At 70.9% G+C, this 18,723-nt stretch carries 16 protein-coding genes; 4 read left to right on the plus strand and 12 right to left on the minus strand.

What is annotated here, in order from left to right; all coding sequences use genetic code 11:
- Positions 1-8 precede the first annotated feature (8 nt).
- From mpl to KYK13_RS09990, 3 genes are read left to right on the plus strand one after another with little or no spacing between them, the layout of a single operon-like run.
- Entirely contained in the window at positions 9-1,478 is a 1,470-nt protein-coding gene (gene mpl / locus KYK13_RS09980; protein WP_223643841.1) for a UDP-N-acetylmuramate:L-alanyl-gamma-D-glutamyl-meso-diaminopimelate ligase, read from the plus strand.
- A 4-nt stretch (positions 1,479-1,482) separates the two neighbouring features.
- Positions 1,483-2,067, plus strand: a complete 585-nt coding sequence (locus KYK13_RS09985; RefSeq protein ID WP_223643842.1) for a TlpA disulfide reductase family protein — start codon at positions 1,483-1,485, stop codon at positions 2,065-2,067.
- 29 nt (positions 2,068-2,096) lie between these two features.
- Positions 2,097-2,915 (plus strand): inositol monophosphatase family protein, encoded by an 819-nt coding sequence (locus KYK13_RS09990; RefSeq protein ID WP_370645407.1) that lies wholly within the window; start codon positions 2,097-2,099, stop codon positions 2,913-2,915.
- Here the strand turns inward: KYK13_RS09990 and KYK13_RS09995 are convergent.
- The 12 genes from KYK13_RS09995 to mglB form a co-directional block, all read right to left on the minus strand.
- Positions 2,912-3,526: a polysaccharide biosynthesis/export family protein gene (locus KYK13_RS09995; protein ID WP_223643844.1), complete on the minus strand. Its 615-nt coding sequence runs from the start codon at positions 3,524-3,526 to the stop codon at positions 2,912-2,914. The two genes, KYK13_RS09990 and KYK13_RS09995, sit on opposite strands and share 4 nt — an antisense overlap.
- Positions 3,527-3,537: 11 nt before the next feature.
- Positions 3,538-4,797, minus strand: coding sequence for a hypothetical protein (locus KYK13_RS10000; protein WP_223643845.1), 1,260 nt, complete (start codon positions 4,795-4,797; stop codon positions 3,538-3,540).
- Between the two features lie 109 nt (positions 4,798-4,906).
- The gene (locus tag KYK13_RS10005) at positions 4,907-5,470 is read right to left on the minus strand and encodes a hypothetical protein (protein ID WP_223643846.1); all 564 of its coding nucleotides are present in this window, start codon (positions 5,468-5,470) and stop codon (positions 4,907-4,909) included.
- Positions 5,471-5,589: 119 nt separating this feature from the next.
- Positions 5,590-6,036: a cyclic nucleotide-binding domain-containing protein gene (locus KYK13_RS10010; protein ID WP_223643847.1), complete on the minus strand. Its 447-nt coding sequence runs from the start codon at positions 6,034-6,036 to the stop codon at positions 5,590-5,592.
- Positions 6,037-6,083: 47 nt separating this feature from the next.
- Complete coding sequence (locus tag KYK13_RS10015) at positions 6,084-7,433, minus strand: AgmX/PglI C-terminal domain-containing protein (RefSeq protein ID WP_223643848.1); 1,350 nt, start codon at positions 7,431-7,433, stop codon at positions 6,084-6,086.
- A gap of 4 nt (positions 7,434-7,437) precedes the next feature.
- A complete protein-coding gene (locus tag KYK13_RS10020) occupies positions 7,438-7,728 on the minus strand; it encodes a hypothetical protein (protein WP_223643849.1) in 291 nt (96 codons plus the stop codon).
- A 15-nt stretch (positions 7,729-7,743) separates the two neighbouring features.
- On the minus strand, positions 7,744-9,102 hold the full coding sequence (locus tag KYK13_RS10025; protein ID WP_223643850.1) for a tetratricopeptide repeat protein: 1,359 nt from the start codon (positions 9,100-9,102) through the stop codon (positions 7,744-7,746).
- A complete protein-coding gene (locus tag KYK13_RS10030) occupies positions 9,099-12,506 on the minus strand; it encodes a tetratricopeptide repeat protein (RefSeq protein WP_223643851.1) in 3,408 nt (1,135 codons plus the stop codon). The genes KYK13_RS10025 and KYK13_RS10030 overlap by 4 nt, the downstream gene beginning before the upstream one ends.
- Before the next feature lie 6 nt (positions 12,507-12,512).
- Entirely contained in the window at positions 12,513-14,921 is a 2,409-nt protein-coding gene (locus KYK13_RS10035; RefSeq protein ID WP_223643852.1) for a tetratricopeptide repeat protein, read from the minus strand.
- A 13-nt stretch (positions 14,922-14,934) separates the two neighbouring features.
- Positions 14,935-15,738 (minus strand): dihydrolipoamide acetyltransferase, encoded by an 804-nt coding sequence (locus KYK13_RS10040; protein WP_223643853.1) that lies wholly within the window; start codon positions 15,736-15,738, stop codon positions 14,935-14,937.
- Positions 15,739-15,846: 108 nt separating this feature from the next.
- Positions 15,847-16,434, minus strand: a complete 588-nt coding sequence (mglA, locus tag KYK13_RS10045; RefSeq protein WP_014394794.1) for a gliding-motility regulator Ras-like GTPase MglA — start codon at positions 16,432-16,434, stop codon at positions 15,847-15,849.
- 11 nt (positions 16,435-16,445) lie between these two features.
- Positions 16,446-16,925 carry a gliding-motility regulator GTPase-activating protein MglB gene (gene mglB, locus KYK13_RS10050; RefSeq protein ID WP_002637270.1) on the minus strand — a complete coding sequence of 160 codons (480 nt, stop codon included), beginning with the start codon at positions 16,923-16,925 and terminating at the stop codon, positions 16,446-16,448.
- 337 nt (positions 16,926-17,262) lie between these two features.
- Between mglB and KYK13_RS10055 the strand changes: the two genes are divergently transcribed.
- The gene (locus KYK13_RS10055; RefSeq protein ID WP_223643854.1) at positions 17,263-18,723 is read left to right on the plus strand and encodes a carboxypeptidase regulatory-like domain-containing protein; all 1,461 of its coding nucleotides are present in this window, start codon (positions 17,263-17,265) and stop codon (positions 18,721-18,723) included.

Below are 18,723 nucleotides of genomic sequence, written 5' to 3' on the forward strand. Positions count from 1 at the left end.
ACCGCAGCATGGCTGACGACAACGGCAACGTCCTCGACACCCTCGACCCGAAGTCCGTGCGCCGCATCCACCTGGTGGGTGTGGCCGGCACCGGCATGGGCTCCTTCGCCGGCATGCTCAAGGCCGCCGGCTACGACGTCACCGGCAGCGACGAGAACGTCTACCCGCCCATGAGCGACATGCTCCGGACGTGGGGCATCCCCGTCAGCACGCCCTACGCGCCCGCCAACCTGGACTCGGCCAAGCCGGACCTGGTCATCATCGGCAACGTCATCCGCCGCGTGAACCCGGAGGCCACCGCCGTGCGCGAGCGCGGCCTCCCGCAGATGAGCTTCCCCGCCGCCCTGGGCACGCTCTTCCTGGACCGCTCGCACTCCGTCGTCGTCGCCGGCACGCACGGCAAGACGACGACGTCCTCGCTCATGGCCCACGTGCTGGTGGCCGCGGGCAGGGACCCCAGCTTCCTCGTGGGCGGCGTCACCCAGAACTACGCGGGCAACTACCGCGTGGGGAAGGGCCCGCACTTCGTCGTCGAAGGCGACGAGTACGACACCGCCTACTGGGACAAGGGCTCCAAGTTCCTCCACTACCGCCCGCGCACCGCCATCGTCACCAGCGTGGAGTTCGACCACGCGGACATCTTCCGCGACCTGCCCCACTACGAGGCCACCTTCGACAAGTTCGTGCGCCTGGTGCCCGGGGACGGCCAGCTCGTCGTCTGCGCCGCGTACCCCAACGCCGTGCGCATCGCGCGTGGGGGCACCGCGCCCGTCGTCACCTACGTGGCCAGGGAGGGCGCGGACGCGGACTACACGCCGAAGCACCTCGCCTTCGGCCCGAAGGGCGCGCGCTTCAACGTCATCGAGAAGGGCCAGGACCTGGGCGCCGTGACGCTGCCCCTGTCCGGCGCGCACAACGTGGAGAACGCGCTCGCGGTCATCGCCGCCGCGCGCGGCCTGGGCCTCACGTTCGCTGAAATCCAGCAGGGCCTGTCCACCTTCCAGGGCGTGAAGCGCCGCCAGGAGGTGCGCGGCGAGGTGGATGGCATCCTCGTGGTGGACGACTTCGCGCACCACCCCACCGCCGTGCGGGAGACCATCGCCGCCATCCGCCACCGCTACCCGGACCGGCGCCTGTGGGCCATCTTCGAGCCGCGCTCCAACACCAGCCGCCGCAACATCCACCAGGAGGACTACGCGCACGCCTTCCCCGGCGCCACGCGCGCCAGCCTCAAGGTGCCCGAGCGCCACGACAAGGTGCCCGAGGGCGAGGAGCTCAACGTCCCCAGGCTCATCGAAGCGCTGAAGGGCCAGGGCATCGCCGCGGACGGCGCCACCGACGTGCAGGCGCTGGTGGACCGCGTCGCTTCCGAGGCGAAGGCCGGCGACGTGCTGCTCGTCATGAGCAACGGCTCCTTCGGGGGCTTCATCGACAAGCTGCTCACCGCCCTGAAGACCCGGGCGGGGAAGGGGGCCTGAAGCCATGCGCCGTCCGTTCCTCCTCTCGCTGGGCGCCCTGGCGTTCACCCTGGGCTGCGCCATGCCGTCCTCCTCGTCGCTGCCGCCGCTCACGGACCGCACCAGCGACGCTCCGCGCTCCAGCGCCTCCGCCCTCAAGTCGTCGAACCAGGCTCCGGGACAGCCGCTCGTCTTCCAGGTGAAGCGCTACCCGGACAACTCGACGTATGACCTGAAGAGCGACCGGGGACAGGTCGTCCTGCTGGACGTGTGGGCCACGTGGTGCGAGCCCTGCCGGGACGCGCTGCCCATGTACGCGCAGCTCCAGAAGGAGTACGGCGCGCGCGGGCTGAAGGTCTACGCGCTCAACGTGGACGAGGACGTGCGCGCCATTCCGCCCTTCCTGGAGGAGGCGAAGGTGGAGCTGCCCGTCCTCCTGGACTCCAACGCGCTGGTGGCCGAGAGCTTGCTGAAGGTGCGGCTGATGCCCACCACCTTCCTGATTGACCGCAAGGGCGTCATCCGGCACGTGCACGAGGGCTTCGCCGAGGAGTTCCTCCAGCAGTTCCAGACGGAAATCGAGAAGCTGCTCGCCGAGCCCGCCTCCTGAAGCGCACCGAAGGACACGCGACCATGGCCCTGGACCCGGAAAAGCCCGCCGCGCTGCGCCGCACCGCGGAGGAGGGCGCGCGCATGGCGGGCCGCCTCCTCCGGGAGCGCTTCCCCCAGCACCGCACCATCGAGTTCAAGGGCGGCATCGACCTGGTGACGGACGCGGACCGCGCCTCCGAGGAGGCGCTCCTGGACTTCATCCGGGCGCGCCACCCGCGCCACGCCATCCTCGCCGAGGAGAGCGGCGCGTCGCAGGGCAGTGACACCTTCCGGTGGATCGTGGATCCGCTGGATGGCACCACCAACTACTCGCACCAGGTGCCGCACTTCTGCGTCAGCGTGGCGGTGGAGGGGCCCGGAGGCACCGTGGCGGGCGCCGTCTATGATCCCATGCGCGACGAGCTCTTCTCCGCCGCGAAGGGGGAGGGCGCCACGCTCAACGGCGTGCCCCTGAAGGCCAGCCCCACGGACACGCTGGAGCGGGCGCTCCTGTGCACGGGCTTCCCCTACGACGTGCGCGAGCGGCCGGACCTGCCCGTGGGCCTCTTCACCCAGCTCATCCTCCTGGCGCAGGGCATGCGCCGCACCGGCAGCGCCGCGCTGGACCTGGCGTACGTCGCGGCCGGCCGCTTCGATGGCTACTTCGAGTTCGGCCTCAAGCCCTGGGACATCGCCGCGGGCGGCCTGCTGGTGGCGGAGGCCGGCGGCGTCATCGTGCACATCGACGGGAAGCCCTTCGACGTGCGCAAGGGCGACGTGCTGGCGAGCGGCGCGAACCTGGCGCCCCACCTCATGGCCCAGGCCCAGCGCTTCCTGCACGAAATCGGCTGGACGTCGCGCGACTAGAAGAAGCTCTCCGGCACGAAGACGATGTCGCCGGCCTGGAGCAGGAAGTTGCGCTCACGGCCCACGCCGATGTCTTCCACGGGCACGCGAATCTTGCGCTCCTGCCCGTCCACCACGCGCGTGACGAGCGTGTTGTTCTTCGCCGCCAGCTTGGTGAAGCCCCCGGCCAGCGTGATGGCCTGGATGATGGACACCTCACCCGTGACGGGGAAGGTGCCGGGCTTCTGCACCTCGCCGAAGACGAAGATCTTCTGCGAGTTGTACTCCCGCACCAGCACCGACACCTGCGGGCGGCGCAGGTAGCGCGCCAGACAGTCGCGCAGCGCATCCGCCGCGGCGCTGGCGGTGAGGCCGGACAGCGCCACCTTGCCGCACAGCGGATAGTCGATGGTGCCTTCCGGCGACACGCGCCAGGTGCCGGAGTGCTCGGGCTCCTGGAAGACGCGCACCTCCACCACGTCGCCAGGGCCCAGGTTGCCGCCCGACGTCGCCGCGGCCTCCGTGGACGAGGCCGGCGTGGGCGGAGGCGGCGGCGGGCGCGTGTCCGCGTGGCACGCGCACAGCACCGCGAGGAGGGCCGGAACGAGGAGCGTGAGCCGCGAGGGACGCATGGGCGCGAGCCTCAGTAGGAGACGGACACCCGCGCGTAGCCTTCGTGGCGGGTGTAGTTGAGGCCGGCGGCGCCGAGCGACGACGAGCGGGTGCCCAGCATGTAGCCCACCGCGCCCACCAGCCACGGGCGGATTTGGTACTCGGGCCCCAGGTCCAGCGTCACCAGCGTGTCGCTGCGGCCGCCCGCGAAGGAGAGGAAGTCCAGCGCGCCCGTGGCGTGCAGCGCGAGCCGGCCGCCCATGACGGAGCGCCCCTCCGCGTAGACGCGGTCGTCGCGGAAGGTGCCGTAGGCGGCCACCGGTTCGAAGGCGCGCAGGTAGCCGCCCTTCACCGTGAGCGACGGGCCCCAGAGGTACGTGCCCTCCACCTGGCCCACCATGGTGCCGCCGCCGCCCGAGCCCAGGTTCTGGCTCCAGCCGGCCTTCGCCGTCAGGGTGATGCGCGGGGACACGAGGCCGGACACGCCCGCCATGGCGTGCAGGAGCGCCGCGCTGGGCGTGGTGGTGTCGTTGAAGTAGCCCCGGTACTCCAGGCCCGTGTCCACCACCACCGCCGTCTTGGGCAGGAAGCGCCAGCGGCCCTCCGCGCCCAGCCGCAGGTTGCCGTAGTTGAACTGGCTGGCGGCCAGCGGATCACACGCCGCGTCGGTGCAGCCCACGGGCGTCGTGCCGCCCAGGGGCTCGAAGAACTCCATCGCGTAGGCCAGGGACGGCGTCACCTCCAGCGCGCCGCCGCCGGGCTTCCACTGCGCCTTCACGCGCGCCTCGTTGAAGAGGCTGAGGATGCCCGCGCCCAGCGCCGCCGTGCGCGTGCGGTCCGAGCGCGTCAATTCGTCGCCCACCTCCACGGACAGCGTGCTCTCCTGGTCGAAGCGCAGCGCCAGGTCCGCCGCGCCCTCCAGGTGGGACGCCGCGCCGGAGCCCGCGGTGAGCAGGCCCGTGTAGGCCACGTAGTCCAGGTTGCCGCGCAGCGCGACGGCCAGCTTCGGCGACGGCACGTCCAGCATCAGCCCGGGGCGGATGTGCAGCGCCAGCTCTCCGGAGAGGTCCGGGGACAGGGGGCCGGAGCCCGCGTCGCGGAAGTAGCCCACGCCGCTGTCCAGCCGCGTCTCCAGATCCAGCGTCGGGTGCAGCCGCCCGTTGCCCACCTTGAGGCCATTGCCGCCCGGAGCCCGTCCGCCCACGAAGGCCTGTGCCGACGCCGTCAGCGGCAGCAGCGCCGCGAGCGCCAGGGCCCCGAGGGCCAGACGGAATGTCCCAGGCTGCGTCATGGTGTCAGAAGCACTCCAGGTGGTGTGACGGCCGGCATAGCACGCGGGTTCCCGCACCGGAACAAACGGTCCAGGGGCGGGACCGCGGGAGGTGGCGGGCGGCAGCCACTCAGTCCACGGGGCTCGCGGGCGGAGGCCGGACAAGGAGGTTCGGCGGCGGCGGGGGCCGCGTGGGGTCTCCGCCGGGGAGGTTGTCGGGCTCCTCCACCTCCACGAAGAGGTTCTCGTCGGTGCGGAAGGCGAGCTGGCCGATGCACTCCTCGGCCTCCGAGCGCAGCTGACCCACCTTCTGCTGGGCGATCATCACCTTGGTGAACTCGTGCTCGCCGGGCGCCGCCTCGCTCTTGCTGACGGCCTCCTGGAGGGCCACGTCCGCCTGCTCGGAGATGCGCAGCAGGCCCTTGATCTGCGTCAGCTTCTCATTGGCGCAGTTGAGCTTCACCACGTCCTTGGTGCGCCGCGCCTCCTCGACCTTCTCGAAGACCTGGCGGAGCGCTTCGCGCATGCCGCCCAGGGCCTGCGTGCTGCGCTCCAGCTTCTGGCTGTCCGGCACGTCACCGGCCTTGTCCAGCGCGGGCGGAGCGGGGCGGGGCAGCGGCGCGGGCGTCTGCGCGAGCGCCATCCCGGAGGTGACGAGTCCCCCGACCACGGCGAGCATTCCCAGGGTGCGCATGCGCCTCACGAGTCCTTCCGGCCCCTTCCCAATCTTCGAGAGTCGAGCGTAGGAGCGAGGCAGGGGGGTGTCAACGCAATGCCCCACCGCCCCGGAGTCCGGTTTTCAGGGGACGGCGCTCACTCCTGGGGCGCCAGGCGGGCGTTGGCCTCGCGCAGGCGGGCGGACAGGCTGCGCGCGATGTTCACGACGATGAAGGTGAAGCCGTCCGCGTGCGCCAGCCGGAAGGTCCGCAAATCCTGCGCGGTGAGCTGGAGCAGCTCCACCTCGCCCAGGGCGCGCACGGTGGCGGAGCGGTGGTCCTTGTCGATGAGGCCCATCTCCCCGAAGAACTCCGGCGGGCCCAGGACGGTGAGGGGCCTCACCACGCTGCCAGGGCCCCGGCGCACCACCTCCACCTGGCCGCGGACGATGACGAAGAGGCTGTCGCCCAGGTCCCCTTCCTCGAAGACCACCTCGCCATGGGCGTAGCGGTACAGCCGCGCCAGCTCCGCCAGCCGGGCGAGTTCGGCGGGGGCCAGCATTTCGAAGAGAGGGGATGTGGCGATGACGGCCAGCTTCTCCATGTGCTCCCCGCGGTTCCGGTGCCTCCGGAAGGTCCGGGAGGTCGAGCCTATTCCCCTGGCGAGAAGATGAACGGGTAGCTGACGGAGACTTCGCTGCTCGGTTTGAAAGGGAACGTCCAGCCGCGGATGGTGGTCTTTATGCAGCTGATGACCTCCTCGGAGCGCAGGGTGGACTCCTCCACCTCCACGTCGCTGGCGCGGCCTTCGGGAGTGAGGTTGAAGCGGACCATCACCTTGCCCTTGAGGGAGGGGTCGCGCTTGAGCCCGTTCTCGTAGCAGCGCTGGATGGTCACCTTGCGGCCCTGGATGAAGCGGGCCAGCGCCTTGGAGTTGACCTCCGAGCTGTCCACCTCCGGCACCGCGTCCACGACCTGGGGCGCCTTGACGGCCTGCTTGCGGCCCGTGTCGACGGTGCCCGCGCCGGACGTCTGCGTCGCGCCGATGGCCGCCACCTTGCCGCCGGTGTCTCCCTGCGGATTGGCGATGCCGTTGCCGCCGCCGGAGCCCAGCGCGAGGGCGCCGCCGGACGTCGCGCCCTTGAGCGCGTCCGCCACGTTGGCGCCGCTGCCGGAGTTGCCGAGCACGTCCGCGATGGCGTCCCCGCCGCCGGGGCCCCTGCCGCCCAGCAGCTTGAGCAGACCGGTGCCCGCGACCTTCGCTTCCACCTGCTGCCGGCGCTCCGCGCTGTTGGCGGGCGCGGGCGACGGGTCCGCGGAGGCAGGCTTCTTCGGGGCGGCCTTCGCCTCGTCCGGCTTCTTCTCCGCGCTGGGGGGCTCCTTCCTGGGCTCCTCCACCTTCGCGGGCTGGGGCGGGATGATGGCGCGCACGAAGCGGTCTTCCAACTGGTCCAGCTCCACCTCCGCCTCCACCGGCGCGGGCTGGGCGGCGATGACCGCGACGCTCAGCACGTAGAGCGCCAGCATCGTCAGCAGGATGCCGAAGAAGAGCCGGTCCACCGTACGCCACGGGCTGGCCTTCAGCTCCGGAGGCAGGGCGGGCTTCGCGCCCTCCGGGGGCGCGGGGATGAAGTGGAAGAAGAGGGTGCCTTCCGGCAGGTCCACCTTGCCGCGGGCGCTCTCCTGCAGGGGCAGGTCGAAGGTGTCGTCCGCGCGGCGGGTGGCGAGCCCCTGCGTCCGCAGGGCGTCGAAGTCCACGTCCGACGAGCCGAGGTGGACGCGGCCCTGCATGTGCTCGTCGATGATGAGGTGGAACTGCTGGCCGCGGCTCTCCAGCACCTTGAAGCGCGGCGGGCGCTCCTGCGACGGGGGCAGGACGATGGTGTTGCGCGCGTCCTCGCCGATGGTGACGGAGTCGTGGAGCAGGTGGTGCTCTTCGACGATGCGCCCGTCCTGGATGACGCCGACGCGCAGCAGCTTGGGGCGGGTTTGAAGGGCCATGGAACTAGAAGGGGTCCTGCTGCACGCTCTGGACCACCTTGGGCACGAAGCTCTCCGTGCGGTTCAGGTCGTCGAAGCTCGGCTTGGAGCGGTCGAGGAAATAGAAGGCCTCCGGCTTCTGGATGCGCCCCTCGACCTTGATGGCCTCCAGGCGGATGGCCCTGGCGGGCTTCTTCGTCGCCGGAGCCTGGGGCGCTGGCGTCGCGCCGTCCGCCGCCTTCTTCGTGGACGCGGAGTCCTCCGCCCAGGACGGACGGGCGACGGCGAGCAGCAGCAGGAAGAGGGCGGGGCGCATGGCTTCAGGTCGGGGCTACCGGACGTCTTGGGACACCTTACCCGAGGCCCCCGGCCGCGGGGCAGGGGGCCCTGGGGGCGGAGCAGGGGTCGGGTTTGCCTCGGGGGCCTTGGTGGCTTCGGCGGGCTTCTTCAGGCCTTCCTTCCGTTCACGCTCGCGGCGGCGGGTCTCCCGGTCGATGCCCTTCTGCGCGTCCTTGAGGTACTGGGCGGTGCGCTCGTCGGTGCCGCCCTTCGCCTGGTACTGTTGGAGGAAGGACGCGGCCTTCTGGAGGCGCTCCAGGGTGTCCATGCCCGCGGGCTCCAGGTCCAGGTGGAGCAGGCCCAGGTTGAAGTACGCGTCCTTCGTGTCGGGCTGGAGCTGGAGCACGCGCTCGTACTCCGCCAGGGCGCGGGGGAAGTCGCCCTCGCCCCGGTACGCGTTGCCCAGGTTGAGGTGGGCCGCGGCGAAGTCCGGCGCGGCCCGCACGGCGGCCTCCAGCTCCCCGCGGGCGCCGGCGTAGTCCTCGCCCTCGTTGAGGAGGGTGCCCAGGTTGTTGCGCGCCTCGGCGAAGTCCGGCCGGAGCGCGATGGCCTGCCGGAAGCGCTCCAGCGCCTGGGGGCGCTCCTTGAGGCCCAGGTGCACCAGGCCCAGGGCGTTGAGGGTGGCCGCGTCCTCGGCGTCGATGGCGAGCGCGTTGCCCAGCACCATGGAGGCGAGCTCGTACTTGCCCTCGCGGGCGTACACCTGCGCGAGCACCTGCATGGCGGGCACGTGCTGCTCACGGACCTGGAGCACGCGGCGGGCCTCCGCGACGGCGGCGGGGTGCTTCTTCTGCAAGAGCAGGTTCAGCGCCAGCGCCGTGCGCCGGGCCACCGAGTCCTGCTTCGCCAGCGCCTCGCGCAGCTCCGCCTCCAGCGACGCCGCGCGGCCCGTGCGCGCGGACAGCCGCACCAGGCAGTCCCACGCGGCCTCCTGGTCCGGCTCCAGCGCGAGCGCCTGCCGGTAGGAGCGCTCCGCGTCCGGGAAGCGGCCCTGGCGCTCCTGCACGATGCCCAGGTTCGTCCACGCGGGGCCCAGCTTGGGGGACCGCTCCAGCAGCGTCTTGAGCGCGGTCTCCGCGATGGTCAGCTCGCCGCGCCGGGCGACCTCCACCGCGCGGGTGAAGTCCCGCTCCGGTCCGGCGAGCGACTTCGCGACGGGAGCCAGCTCCGGCTTCGTCTTCGCGTCGTCGGCCTTCGCGTCGCCGCCAGCCTTCGGGGACGCGCTCACGGCGGTGGCCGGTCCGGCTTCCGGCCCGGTGAGCTTCGAGTCCTTGCGCGTCTCCGGACCGGAGGCGCAGGCGGACAGCCAGAGCACGAGCCCGGTGAGGGCGAACCCGCGGCCCGCGTTCATGGCGTGCCCCCTTCCGTCAGCTGGGGCGCCCTGTCGGGCTCGACGTGCGCGGGGGCCGCGAGGCTGCCCAGCAGGCCATCCGGATATACGGCCTCCGTCGCGAGCGCCCCCCGGGCCTCCTTGAGGACGGGGTACTCCTTGGGGCGGAAGCGGTTGAGGGACTCCAGCGTGCGGCGCGTCCACTCGTTGGAGACGTGGTTGCTGCGGGCCTCCTTGAGCGTGGCGGCGTAGCTCTCCACCGCGCGGTCCTCCAGCGCCACGGTGCGCTGCGTGAGCATGTCCTGGTACGTCAGCACCGCGTCGTCTCCCAGGCGCTTCACCTCCGGGGGCACCGGCGCGTCCAGCAGCGTGGCGGCGAAGCGCTCCAGGGCGTAGCCGCGCCGGTAGAACGCCGCGAGCGACCACTCCAGCTGCTTGTACGGCAGCACCTTCGCGTACGCGGCATCCACCGCCTTCACGGCCTCGGTCTTCTTGTTGAAGCTCTTCTCCAGCGCCTTGCCGGCGCCGCTGAGCTTCATCGCGTCGAAGCGCTGGAACTCCAGCTCGGCCAGCTGGAAGCGGCTGTAGGCGGCGGCCTCGGCGGCGCGCGGGTGCGAGTCCGGCTTCAGCTTGCGGCGGTCGAACTCATCCGCGGCGCTGGCGTACGCGCGCTGGGCCTCCTTCGCGTTGCCTCGCTTCTTCCACGCGTCGCCCATGCGGCGCTTCGCGTCCACCACCAGCTCCACCTGCTCCGCCTTGGTGGCGAACTTGCGGACGAAGGCCTCCAGCGCCTGGAGCTCGCCCCTCGTGTCGCCCGACTTCTCCAGGATGCGGGCCGCGCGGTACTGGTTCTGCGGCGCGTTCTTCCCGTGGGGGTACAGCTCCACGCAGCGCTGGAAGGCGGCCGCGGCCTCCGCGTAGCGCTGCTGGCCTTCGAGCAGCGACGCCGCGTTGTAGAGCGCGGCCTCGCGCTCCTCGGCCTTGGGGTAGTCCTTCACCAGCTTCTGGTAGCTGGTGACGGCCTTGTCGAAGTCGTAGGACTTCTGCGCGTTCAGGGCCACGCGGAACAGCGCGGTGTGCGCCCAGGGCGACTTCGGGTAGTCGCGGTAGATGCGCTCGTAGAGCTTCATCGCGGAGTCGAAGCGGCGCAGCTCCTCGTACGCCACCGCCGCGTTGTTGAGCGCCTTGTCCGCGAACTCGTGGCGGGGGGCCTCCTCCACCAGTTGAAGGTACTTCTTCGCCGCCTCGTCGTAGCGCTTCTGCGTGGCCAGCTGATCCGCCAGGTTGAAGCGGCCGGCGAGCTTGAACTTCATCAGCTCGCGGTACTGCTCGCTGGAGGGATCCACCACCTGCGCGTTGCTGGCGAGCCGCGCGCTGACCTCCTCCACGCTCTTCCAGTCCTGGTCGATGAGGAAGGACTCGATGATGAGGTTGGTGGCGTAGCCGGCCACCGGGTTGCGCGGATACGTCTGGACCACGCGCTCGAAGCGGGGGCGGGCCTGGGCGAAGTCGTCGTGCGTGTAGAACAGCTCCGCGGCCTGGTACGCGATGCCCGGCGCGGCCTCTTCCCCGGGCAGCAGCGCCACGTAGGCGTCGGACGCCTTCACGAGCGCGGCCTCCGTCTCCGTCAGGGGCACGGGCGCATGCGGGCTGTCCTTGGGGCGCTCGCTGGCGCGCAGCGGCTTGCGCTCCGGCACGCGGCCCGCCTTCACGTCCGCGTCCAGCTGCGCCTTCCAGGCGAGCACCGCGTTGTGCGCGGACACGTGGCGGTAGGTGTTGTCCTGGTTGGAGTCGCGGACGGCCTCGTACTCCTTCGCCGCCGCGCCGTACGCGTCCGAGTTGAAGAGGGACTCGGCGTGGAAGAAGCGCATCGCGTACGCGGTCTTGCTGCGCGGGAAGCGCTCCAGGTAGGAGCCATACGTGTGCGCGGCGGAGGCGTAGGTGGCCCTGGCCTCCGCGTCCTTGCCTTCCTTCTGGAAGGTCTGCGCCTGCTGGTGCTGGTACGCGGCGGCGGAGTAGAGGCTCTGCTCGGCGAGCGTCTGCGCGTGCGACAGCGCGCTCGGGTCGTCCTTGTTCTTCTCGTACCAGGCGCCGCCGGGCAGGTAGCTGTTGGCCAGCTTCTCCGACTCGAGCGCGTACAGGTCCATGCGCCGGTCGCGCTCGTAGGCCTGGACGATGCGCTGCTGCAGGCGCGGCGCGTCCGCGCTGAGCGGGTCGGTGGCCAGCACCTGCTGGTACGCGGCGATGGCCTCCTCGTTGCGGAGCTGGTCGAAGTAGACGTTCCCCAGCCGGCGGTACACCTCGGCCTCATAGGGCCGGCCGCCGCGCTTCGCGAAGAGGTCGCGGGCCTTGGCGACGCCGCCCCATGTCTCGTCGGCCAGCGACAGCGCGATGTACTGGAGCGCCTCCGAGCGCAGGTCGCCTTCGTCCGCCTTGCTGCCGGACTGCTGGTGGGACTGGTAGTGGTCCAGGAGCAGCAGGAAGCTGTCCACGGACTCCTCGAACCAGTCCATCCGGTAGTACGTCCAGGCCAGCTTGTAGCGGGCCTTGTCGTAGAACCGGTGCTCCGTGTCGCGCGTGGCGGCGGTGTACGCGTCCGCGGCCTTGCGCAGCGCCTCCGGGTCGGACTCGTCCTCGAACCAGTACTCGCCGATGCGCGTCCACGCGTCGGTGGCGAAGCGGCTCTGGGGATAGCGCGTGGTGAGCTGCTGGTAGGTGGCGAGGCTCTCCTCGTCCTTGTGCTGTTCGTTGAGGCAGTACGCCAGCAGGTACAGGGAGCCGTCGTTGAGCTTGTAGTCCGGGAAGCGCGAGAGGAGCGTGCGGTACAGCCCGATGGACGGCGTGAAGTCCACCTCCGGCTCCGGCGGCAGCTCCGCCAGCGCCTCGTCGGACAGCGTGCGCACGCGCTCCGCGTAGTCCTTGCGCGCCAGCTGGTGCTCGTCCGCGGAGCGCTCGTAGTACAGCTCCGCCAGCCGGAACATCACGTCCGGCGTGGCGCGAGGCTCGTCCGGGTAGCGGCGCAGGAAGTCCTCGAAGCGGGCGATGGCGTCCAGCCGCTGCGTGCGCTCCTGCGACTCCAGCGCGGTGAGCGTCTTCTCGTAGGCGTTGTTGAGCGCCGCGCGCTTCTGCTGGTAGCGCCGCTCCACCAACTGCTTCACCTCGCGGTGGAAGTCGCGCGACTCCGCCTCGTAGGACTCCAGCGCGCGGCTCACGTCGCGCAGCAGCTGCTCCTGTTCCGGCGTGTGGCCCAGGCCATCCAGGTAGCGCGAGGTGGGCGCGGGCGGAGCCGTGGGCGCGGGTGGGGCCTTCGCGGGGGCGGCGGGTGGTGGGGCCTTCTTCACGGCCTGACTGGGGGCCTTGGCCTTCGCGGCGTGCGAGGCCAGCGGCGCGAGGGCCAGGAGGAGGGCGAGGGCGGGGCGTCGCATGGGCTCTCAGTCCCCCCCTTCCGACGACAGGACGTCCTTGAACTCCAGGTCGAGCGCGCGCAGCGCGTCCGCCTTCTCCCTGGCGACCTTCTGGATGTTCGCGGCGTTGTCCTGCGTGCGGCTGAAGGCCACGTCCACCGTGCCGGTGTCGGCCTTGAGCACCAGGTCGTAGAACTGCTGCCGCACGCGGCGGAAGCTGTCGTAGGCGATGCGGCCCACCAGGTTGCGCGCGTCGCCGGACGCGGCGGCCACCTCCTGCTCGTAGCCCTGGAGCAGCACCTGCTCCGCGCGCACCTTGTCGCGGATGGACTTCACGCGGTGCTCCAGCCGCGAGCGCAGCGCCACCCGCGCCACCGCCACGCGGCCCCGCAGCGAGTCGATGCGCGAGCGCACCGCGTGCATGCGCAACAGCACGCGCGTGTCCTCGCCGGACAGGCGGCTTTCACCCGCGCGCAGCACGGCGTGCTCCTGCTGGAGCGCGGCGGAGTAGCGGGCGCGGATGGCGGCCTCGCCCTCCAGGGACGTGTCCGTGGACTGGCGCTCGCTCGCGAGCCGGGCGCGGGTGCGGTCCAGCTCCGCCTGCAAGTCCCTCAGCGTGGCGATCTCCGCCTGGAGCTGCACCAGGAACTCGCGCTCCTCGGCGGGGTCGGCCTGCCGCTCGTCGCGCGTGTCCTCCACCCACTTGCGGATGGCGGCGGCGTTGGCGTGCAGGCTCTGCAGCTCGTAGCCCACGCGGAAGGCCTCGCGGTCCACCGCGTCCACCTTCGCCTGCATGCGCGCTCGGCGCTCCTCCAGCTCCTTGTTGGTGGTGGGCAGCGCCGCGAACCGCAGCCGCTGGGCCTCGCGCGCGCCCTGGGCGACGAGCAGCTTCTCGCGCTCGGCGGGCGTCAGCTTCTCCTCCACCAGCTGGGCCTCCGCCTGCACCAGCGACTGCTCCACGGCGGTGAGCGCGGTGTCCACGGCCTCCGAGCGGACGTAGCCCTCCTGCAGCTCCGGGAAGGCCTCCAGCCCGCGCGCGTCCAGCGCCTCCAGGATGCGCTCCGCGATGGCCTTCGCCTCGCCCGCGCCCTGACGGCCGCTGTCCAGGTCGCCCACCATCCGCACCGCGTCCGCGACCTCCTTCTGCGTGGAGGCGTACTTCAGCGCCAGCGGGGGCAGCAGCGTGCTCACGTCCAGCGAGCGCTCGTTGCGCGCGAGCAGGTTGTCGAAGTACGCGACCGGGTCGTGGTTCACGCGCAGGAGCGCGTCCACCTTGTCGCGCGCGGGCCTGAACATGTTGGCCACGCCGTCATACGTCTCCAGCGCCTCGTCGTACTGGTGCAGCTTCTGGAGCAGGTGCCCCTGGAGGATGCGCCCCTCGGGCGCGAGCTGCGAGTCCGGCGCGACGAGCAGCAGGATGTCCGTGGCGTTCTTCGCCTGCGTGAAGTCCTGCTTGCGCACGTACGTCCAAGCGACCTCCAGCAGCGACTCCGGGAAGCGGTCGCTCTCGCGCGGAATCTGGCCGTAGTGGTCCAGCGCCTCGTCGTAGCGGCCCGTCTCGTACATCAGCCGGCCCAGCGACAGGAACGCGAGCTCGCGGAAGCGCTGGGCCTCCGCCTCCGGAATGCCGGTGGATACCACCGCGTCCGGACCGGTGCTCACGATGCGCTGGAACTCGGCGATGGCGGCCGGGTAGTCCCCGCTCTGCACGCTCAAGACGCCCAGGTGGTAGACGGCCTGCGCGCGGAAGGGGCCGGGCACCTGCGCCAGCGGAGCGAACAGCGCGCGCGAGCGCTGCTGGTGCTCCTCCGGCGTCAGGTCCATGCGCTTGAAGGTGCCGCGCGCGTGCACGTACGCGATGTCCGGCGCCAGCACGCCGCCCGACAGCTCCCGCGCCTTCTCCACGTACGCGTCGATGCCGTCGAACTGCTGCAGCCGTCCCGCCACCGCGAGGTAGCGGCTCACCGCCTCCTTGTAGCGCTGCGGCGTCAGGGGCAGGGACAGCACGTCGCGCAGGTACACCCGCGCGCCGATGTCGTTCTTCTGCTGGTAGAGCGCGTCCGCCAGGTAGAAGACCGCCTCCGGGTAGCGAGGGTTCGCCTTGAAGTCCGGATCGCTCACCAGGTCGTAGAAGAGGACCGACGCGGCGGCCCAGTCCCCCAAGAGCGAATACACCTCGCCCTCGGAGAAGCGCTTGAGCTGCGAGTCGGTGCTGCTCGGCTCCGGGCGTTCGGTGAACTGCGTCTCCACGAAGCGCAGCGACTGCTCCGCCGCGCGCAGCTGCGCCTCCACCGCCTCCACGGACGCCGCGCGCGTGCTCAACGACGCGGGCATGGGTGGCAGCGCGGCCCCCGGCTTGGAGGCCTGCGCGGGCGCCGGTGCGGGCGCCGCCCCGAGGGACAGCGCGAGGGCCAGGGCGTGCAGCGTCGCGGTCACGGCCTGGCGCTCCCTACTTCGGCTCGCTGGAGGTGGTGGCCGGAGCCGGCATGCCCGGAGCGCCTTCCGTCGCGGCGCCGGGGACGACGCTGGGACCCGCCGGCCGGTTCGCGCGCGTGTCCTTGGCCACTTCAATGTCGTAGCGCACCGCGGGCCGGTCCTTCAGGTCCGTGGTGAGGCCGCCCTTCTCCACGCCCACCACGTTCACCGTGGTGACCTTTCCGGACTCCGCGTTGAAGGTGTAACTGGATTGCACCTTGAACTTGTAGCCCTCCAGGTAGCTGAACACGCCGTAGCCGCTGCCCCGGTACACCAGGCGCACCGCGAGCTGGTGCTGGCCCGGCACGATGCGGCCGTTGAAGACCTCCAGCGCCTGGTGCCGGTTCAGGTCTCCCTGCGTGTCCACCTGGGTGAAGATGGGCGCGCCATCCAGCGCGTACACCACCGACTCCAGCTGGAAGGCATTGCCCATCTCGTTCTTGTGCACCAGCACCGCGCGGGCGCCGGTGGACAGCTCGCCGCCCATCACCGACTCCTGGAGCAGCAGGAGGCGCGCCTTGGAGCGGTAGATCTTCTCCTTCAGGTCGACGACCTGCTCCTCCAGCGTCTTCACGCGCGAGGTGAAGGCCTCGTCCGCGGTCTGCTCTCCCGGCGTCGCGGGCGCGGCCGGGGAGGCCCGCGGCGTGCTGGCGGCCGGGGCCGCGGCGGCCGGAGGCGCGGAAGCAGGGGAGGGGGACGCACCTTGCGCGAGCACCGACCCGGGCAGGCCAGCGCTCAAGAGCGCGAGGAGACGGAGAGTGGCGGATGCGACTCGCACGGTACGACCTCGGAAGGCGGCTCTGCCCGACGGCACGAGGTCATACCATCCTTTGCGGGGGGCTGCCCGGTAGGGGATGACCCGCCGGGCAGGGGAGCAGGCGGACTTTCAGCCGCCCTTGCGCAGCTCGGTGAGGACCAGCTTGGCCACGGCCTTGAGCGTGTCGAACACGCCCACGCCCGTGGGCGCCACCGCCTGGTACTCCGGGATGTTCCGCGGGTTGAGCGCCTTGCGCATCTCCTCCACGGTCACCGCGTTGGGCAGGTCGCGCTTGTTGTACTGGACCACGTACGGAATCTTGTTCAGGTCGTAGCCCTGCTCCGCCAGGTTGATGCGCAGGTTCTCCAACGACTCCATGTTGGCTTCCATGCGCTCGATCTGGCTGTCGGCGACGAACACCACGCCGTCCACGCCCTTGAGGATGAGCTTGCGGCTGGCGTCGTAGAACACCTGGCCGGGCACCGTGTAGAGGTGGAAGCGCGTCTTGAAGCCGCGGATCTCACCGAGCGACAACGGCAGGAAGTCGAAGAAGAGCGTGCGGTCCGTCTCCGTGGAGAGGGAGATGAGCTTGCCCTTCGTGTCCGCCGCGGTCTTGTTGTAGATGTACTGAAGGTTGGTCGTCTTCCCGCAGAGGCCCGGCCCGTAATAGACAATCTTGCAGTTGATTTCGCGGGATGAGTAATTGATGAAGGACATGGCTTCCCGGGTTACTCGCTGAAGAGGTTGTCGATATCGTCGTCGGAGATCTCGGCGAACGGCGAACCGGCTCCGGGGCTGTCGGTCTTCTTCACGAGGCTCTCGAAGATCTTCGTCAGCTCGTCGCTGGCCTTCTTGATGCGCAGGCGCACCAGACCCAGGCTCGTGCGGTTGTCGAAGATGACGACCAGCACCACCCGGCTTCCGACGATGGTCATGTAGAGGCTGTCCTTCGCCCCTTCATGGAACTGGTTGGGGAACTCATTCTCCCCGATGAGTTTCGCGAGTCCGCCCATGGCGGCCACGTTGCCGGCCGTCAGCGACGCGAGCGACGTGGTGTCGATGTTCTGCGTCTGGCCGGCCGAGGAGATGAGCTGGCCGTTCTTGTCGACGAGGAAGACCACCTTCGCGTTCGCGTCCTTGGTGAGCCGGTCGCAAACGGCGTTGATCTTGGTGAACTCCTCTTCGTACATCACCAGTTGCGTGCCCATGGGCGTATGCGCTCCTCAGCGTTCGCTCGCCCCGCGCACGGCGGCGCTCCGATGTTTCTGGAGTGAATCCCGGAGGTTAGACGAGGCGCTACCGACCGCCGTCATGCTTAGCAAAGCAGTTCCACTCCAGCAAGAAGCCAGCCGTGATCCGCGCCGGTTCTTGAAGGAATGACGGGATCGCGGGTTGGGACACCTGCCCACCTTCTCTATACTCTCCCGGGCCTTGCGCCGCCCGAGCCCCCTCACCGCCATCCTCCCGCGCCTCACCGTCCTCGTCCTGGCACTCGCCTGCGCTGGGACTGCCCGTGCACAGGTCCTCGAGCCCGAGCGCGCATCGTTGCGTCTTCGCTACGGACTGTCCTCGCGGCAGGGCGAGCAGGTGGATGTAGGGCCCGGGCTCACCTACTCCGGTCTGACGCCGAACGACCTGGCGCTGTCGTTGATGGGCTGGGCGGGCGAACACCTGGGCGGGCAGGTGGAGCTCCAGCGCGAGGCGTTCGACCTGAAGGACGCGGGCGCGTCGTCGCGCGTGACGGGCGGCAGCCTGGTGCGCGGTTCGGTGGGCGCGCGCGGGCGCCTGTTCCTGGGGCCGGCGCGGCTGGAGCTGGGCGTGGGCTACGGCTTCGCGCAGCTGCCGCTGTTCGGCGGGTACTCGTATGCGCCGGTGTTGCAGCGGGGCGTGCGGCACGCGGCGCTGATTTCAGGGCGGGTGCTGGTGTCGCTGCCGGCGAAGCTCCAACTGGAGGCGCGCGGTGAGGTGCCGCTGACGGTGTCCGCGCACGCGGCGGATGGGCTGAAGGCGGCGTCGTCCGGCTACGTGGTGGGCGCGGCGCTGCTGTATCCGGTGGTGCAGCGCAACGGCTGGACGGGGCGGCTGCTGCTGGACGTGCAGCAGGCGCACGACACCCTGGAGCTGGAGGACAGCGGCCTGCGCTCCGAGCAGCGGATGCGCCGCATCGGGTTGGGCTTCGAGGTGGCGTTGGGCGGCATGGGGCGGACGGCACGTCCCGTGGAAGGGCCGCGCCAGGCCTTCGTCGCGCTGAGCGTGGTGGACGCGGAGACGGGCGCACCGCTGCCTGGCGCGCGTGTGCGTGTGCCTTCCCTGAAGACGCCGGGCACGAACGAGGACCTGGTCGCGGACGCCCAAGGACAGTTGCGGGTCCTGCTGCCCGAAGGCGCGCAGCCCACGCAGGCGAGCGTGGACGGCTATGAGGATGCGACGGAGACCGCGACCGTCAGCGTGGAGGGCTCGGAGAGCGCGCCCGTCCAGTTGCGCCTGCACAAGAAGGCTCCGACCACGGGCTCGCTCAAGGTGAAGGTGGTGCAGGGGAAGAACGGCGTTCCCGTTCCGGACGTGCAGGTCGTCTCCGGCACCGCGCGGCTGCGCACGAACATGGTGGGCGAGGTGCTGCTGGAGGGGCTCGCGCCGGGCCCCGTGGCCGTGGCGATGTCCGCGCCGGGCTTCCGCGCCACGGAAGAGGCGGCGGTGGTGGTGGCGGGCCAGACGTCGGAGCTGGTGGTGGTGCTGTCGCAGGAGCGCAAGGGCGAGCAGGCCACGCTGGTGGGCCAGGTGCGCAGCGCCCGCAGCGGCCAGCCGCTGGTGGCGACGGTGAGCATCCCTCAGGCCAGGGTGCGCACGCGCACGGACAAGAGCGGCGCCTTCACCGCGCGCGTCCGCGGCGGCACATACCGCATCACCCTGTCCGCCCCCGGGCACCGGCCCCAGGTGAAGACCGTCACCGTGCGCGAAGGTGAGCAGGCCATTCTCAACGTCGATTTGTTCCCGAGGGGCCGGTGA

Source organism: Corallococcus sp. EGB (assembly GCF_019968905.1).
Taxonomy (GTDB): Bacteria; Myxococcota; Myxococcia; order Myxococcales; family Myxococcaceae; genus Corallococcus.

Coding starts and splice junctions, on each gene's coding strand:
- mpl (WP_223643841.1), top strand. CDS start 9: ATGGCTGACGACAACGGCAACGTCCTCGACACCCTCGACCCGAAGTCC.
- KYK13_RS09985 (WP_223643842.1), top strand. CDS start 1,483: ATGCGCCGTCCGTTCCTCCTCTCGCTGGGCGCCCTGGCGTTCACCCTG.
- KYK13_RS09995 (WP_223643844.1), bottom strand. CDS start 3,526: ATGCGTCCCTCGCGGCTCACGCTCCTCGTTCCGGCCCTCCTCGCGGTG.
- KYK13_RS10000 (WP_223643845.1), bottom strand. CDS start 4,797: ATGACGCAGCCTGGGACATTCCGTCTGGCCCTCGGGGCCCTGGCGCTC.
- KYK13_RS10005 (WP_223643846.1), bottom strand. CDS start 5,470: ATGCGCACCCTGGGAATGCTCGCCGTGGTCGGGGGACTCGTCACCTCC.
- KYK13_RS10010 (WP_223643847.1), bottom strand. CDS start 6,036: ATGGAGAAGCTGGCCGTCATCGCCACATCCCCTCTCTTCGAAATGCTG.
- KYK13_RS10015 (WP_223643848.1), bottom strand. CDS start 7,433: ATGGCCCTTCAAACCCGCCCCAAGCTGCTGCGCGTCGGCGTCATCCAG.
- KYK13_RS10020 (WP_223643849.1), bottom strand. CDS start 7,728: ATGCGCCCCGCCCTCTTCCTGCTGCTGCTCGCCGTCGCCCGTCCGTCC.
- KYK13_RS10025 (WP_223643850.1), bottom strand. CDS start 9,102: ATGAACGCGGGCCGCGGGTTCGCCCTCACCGGGCTCGTGCTCTGGCTG.
- KYK13_RS10030 (WP_223643851.1), bottom strand. CDS start 12,506: ATGCGACGCCCCGCCCTCGCCCTCCTCCTGGCCCTCGCGCCGCTGGCC.
- mglA (WP_014394794.1), bottom strand. CDS start 16,434: ATGTCCTTCATCAATTACTCATCCCGCGAAATCAACTGCAAGATTGTC.
- mglB (WP_002637270.1), bottom strand. CDS start 16,925: ATGGGCACGCAACTGGTGATGTACGAAGAGGAGTTCACCAAGATCAAC.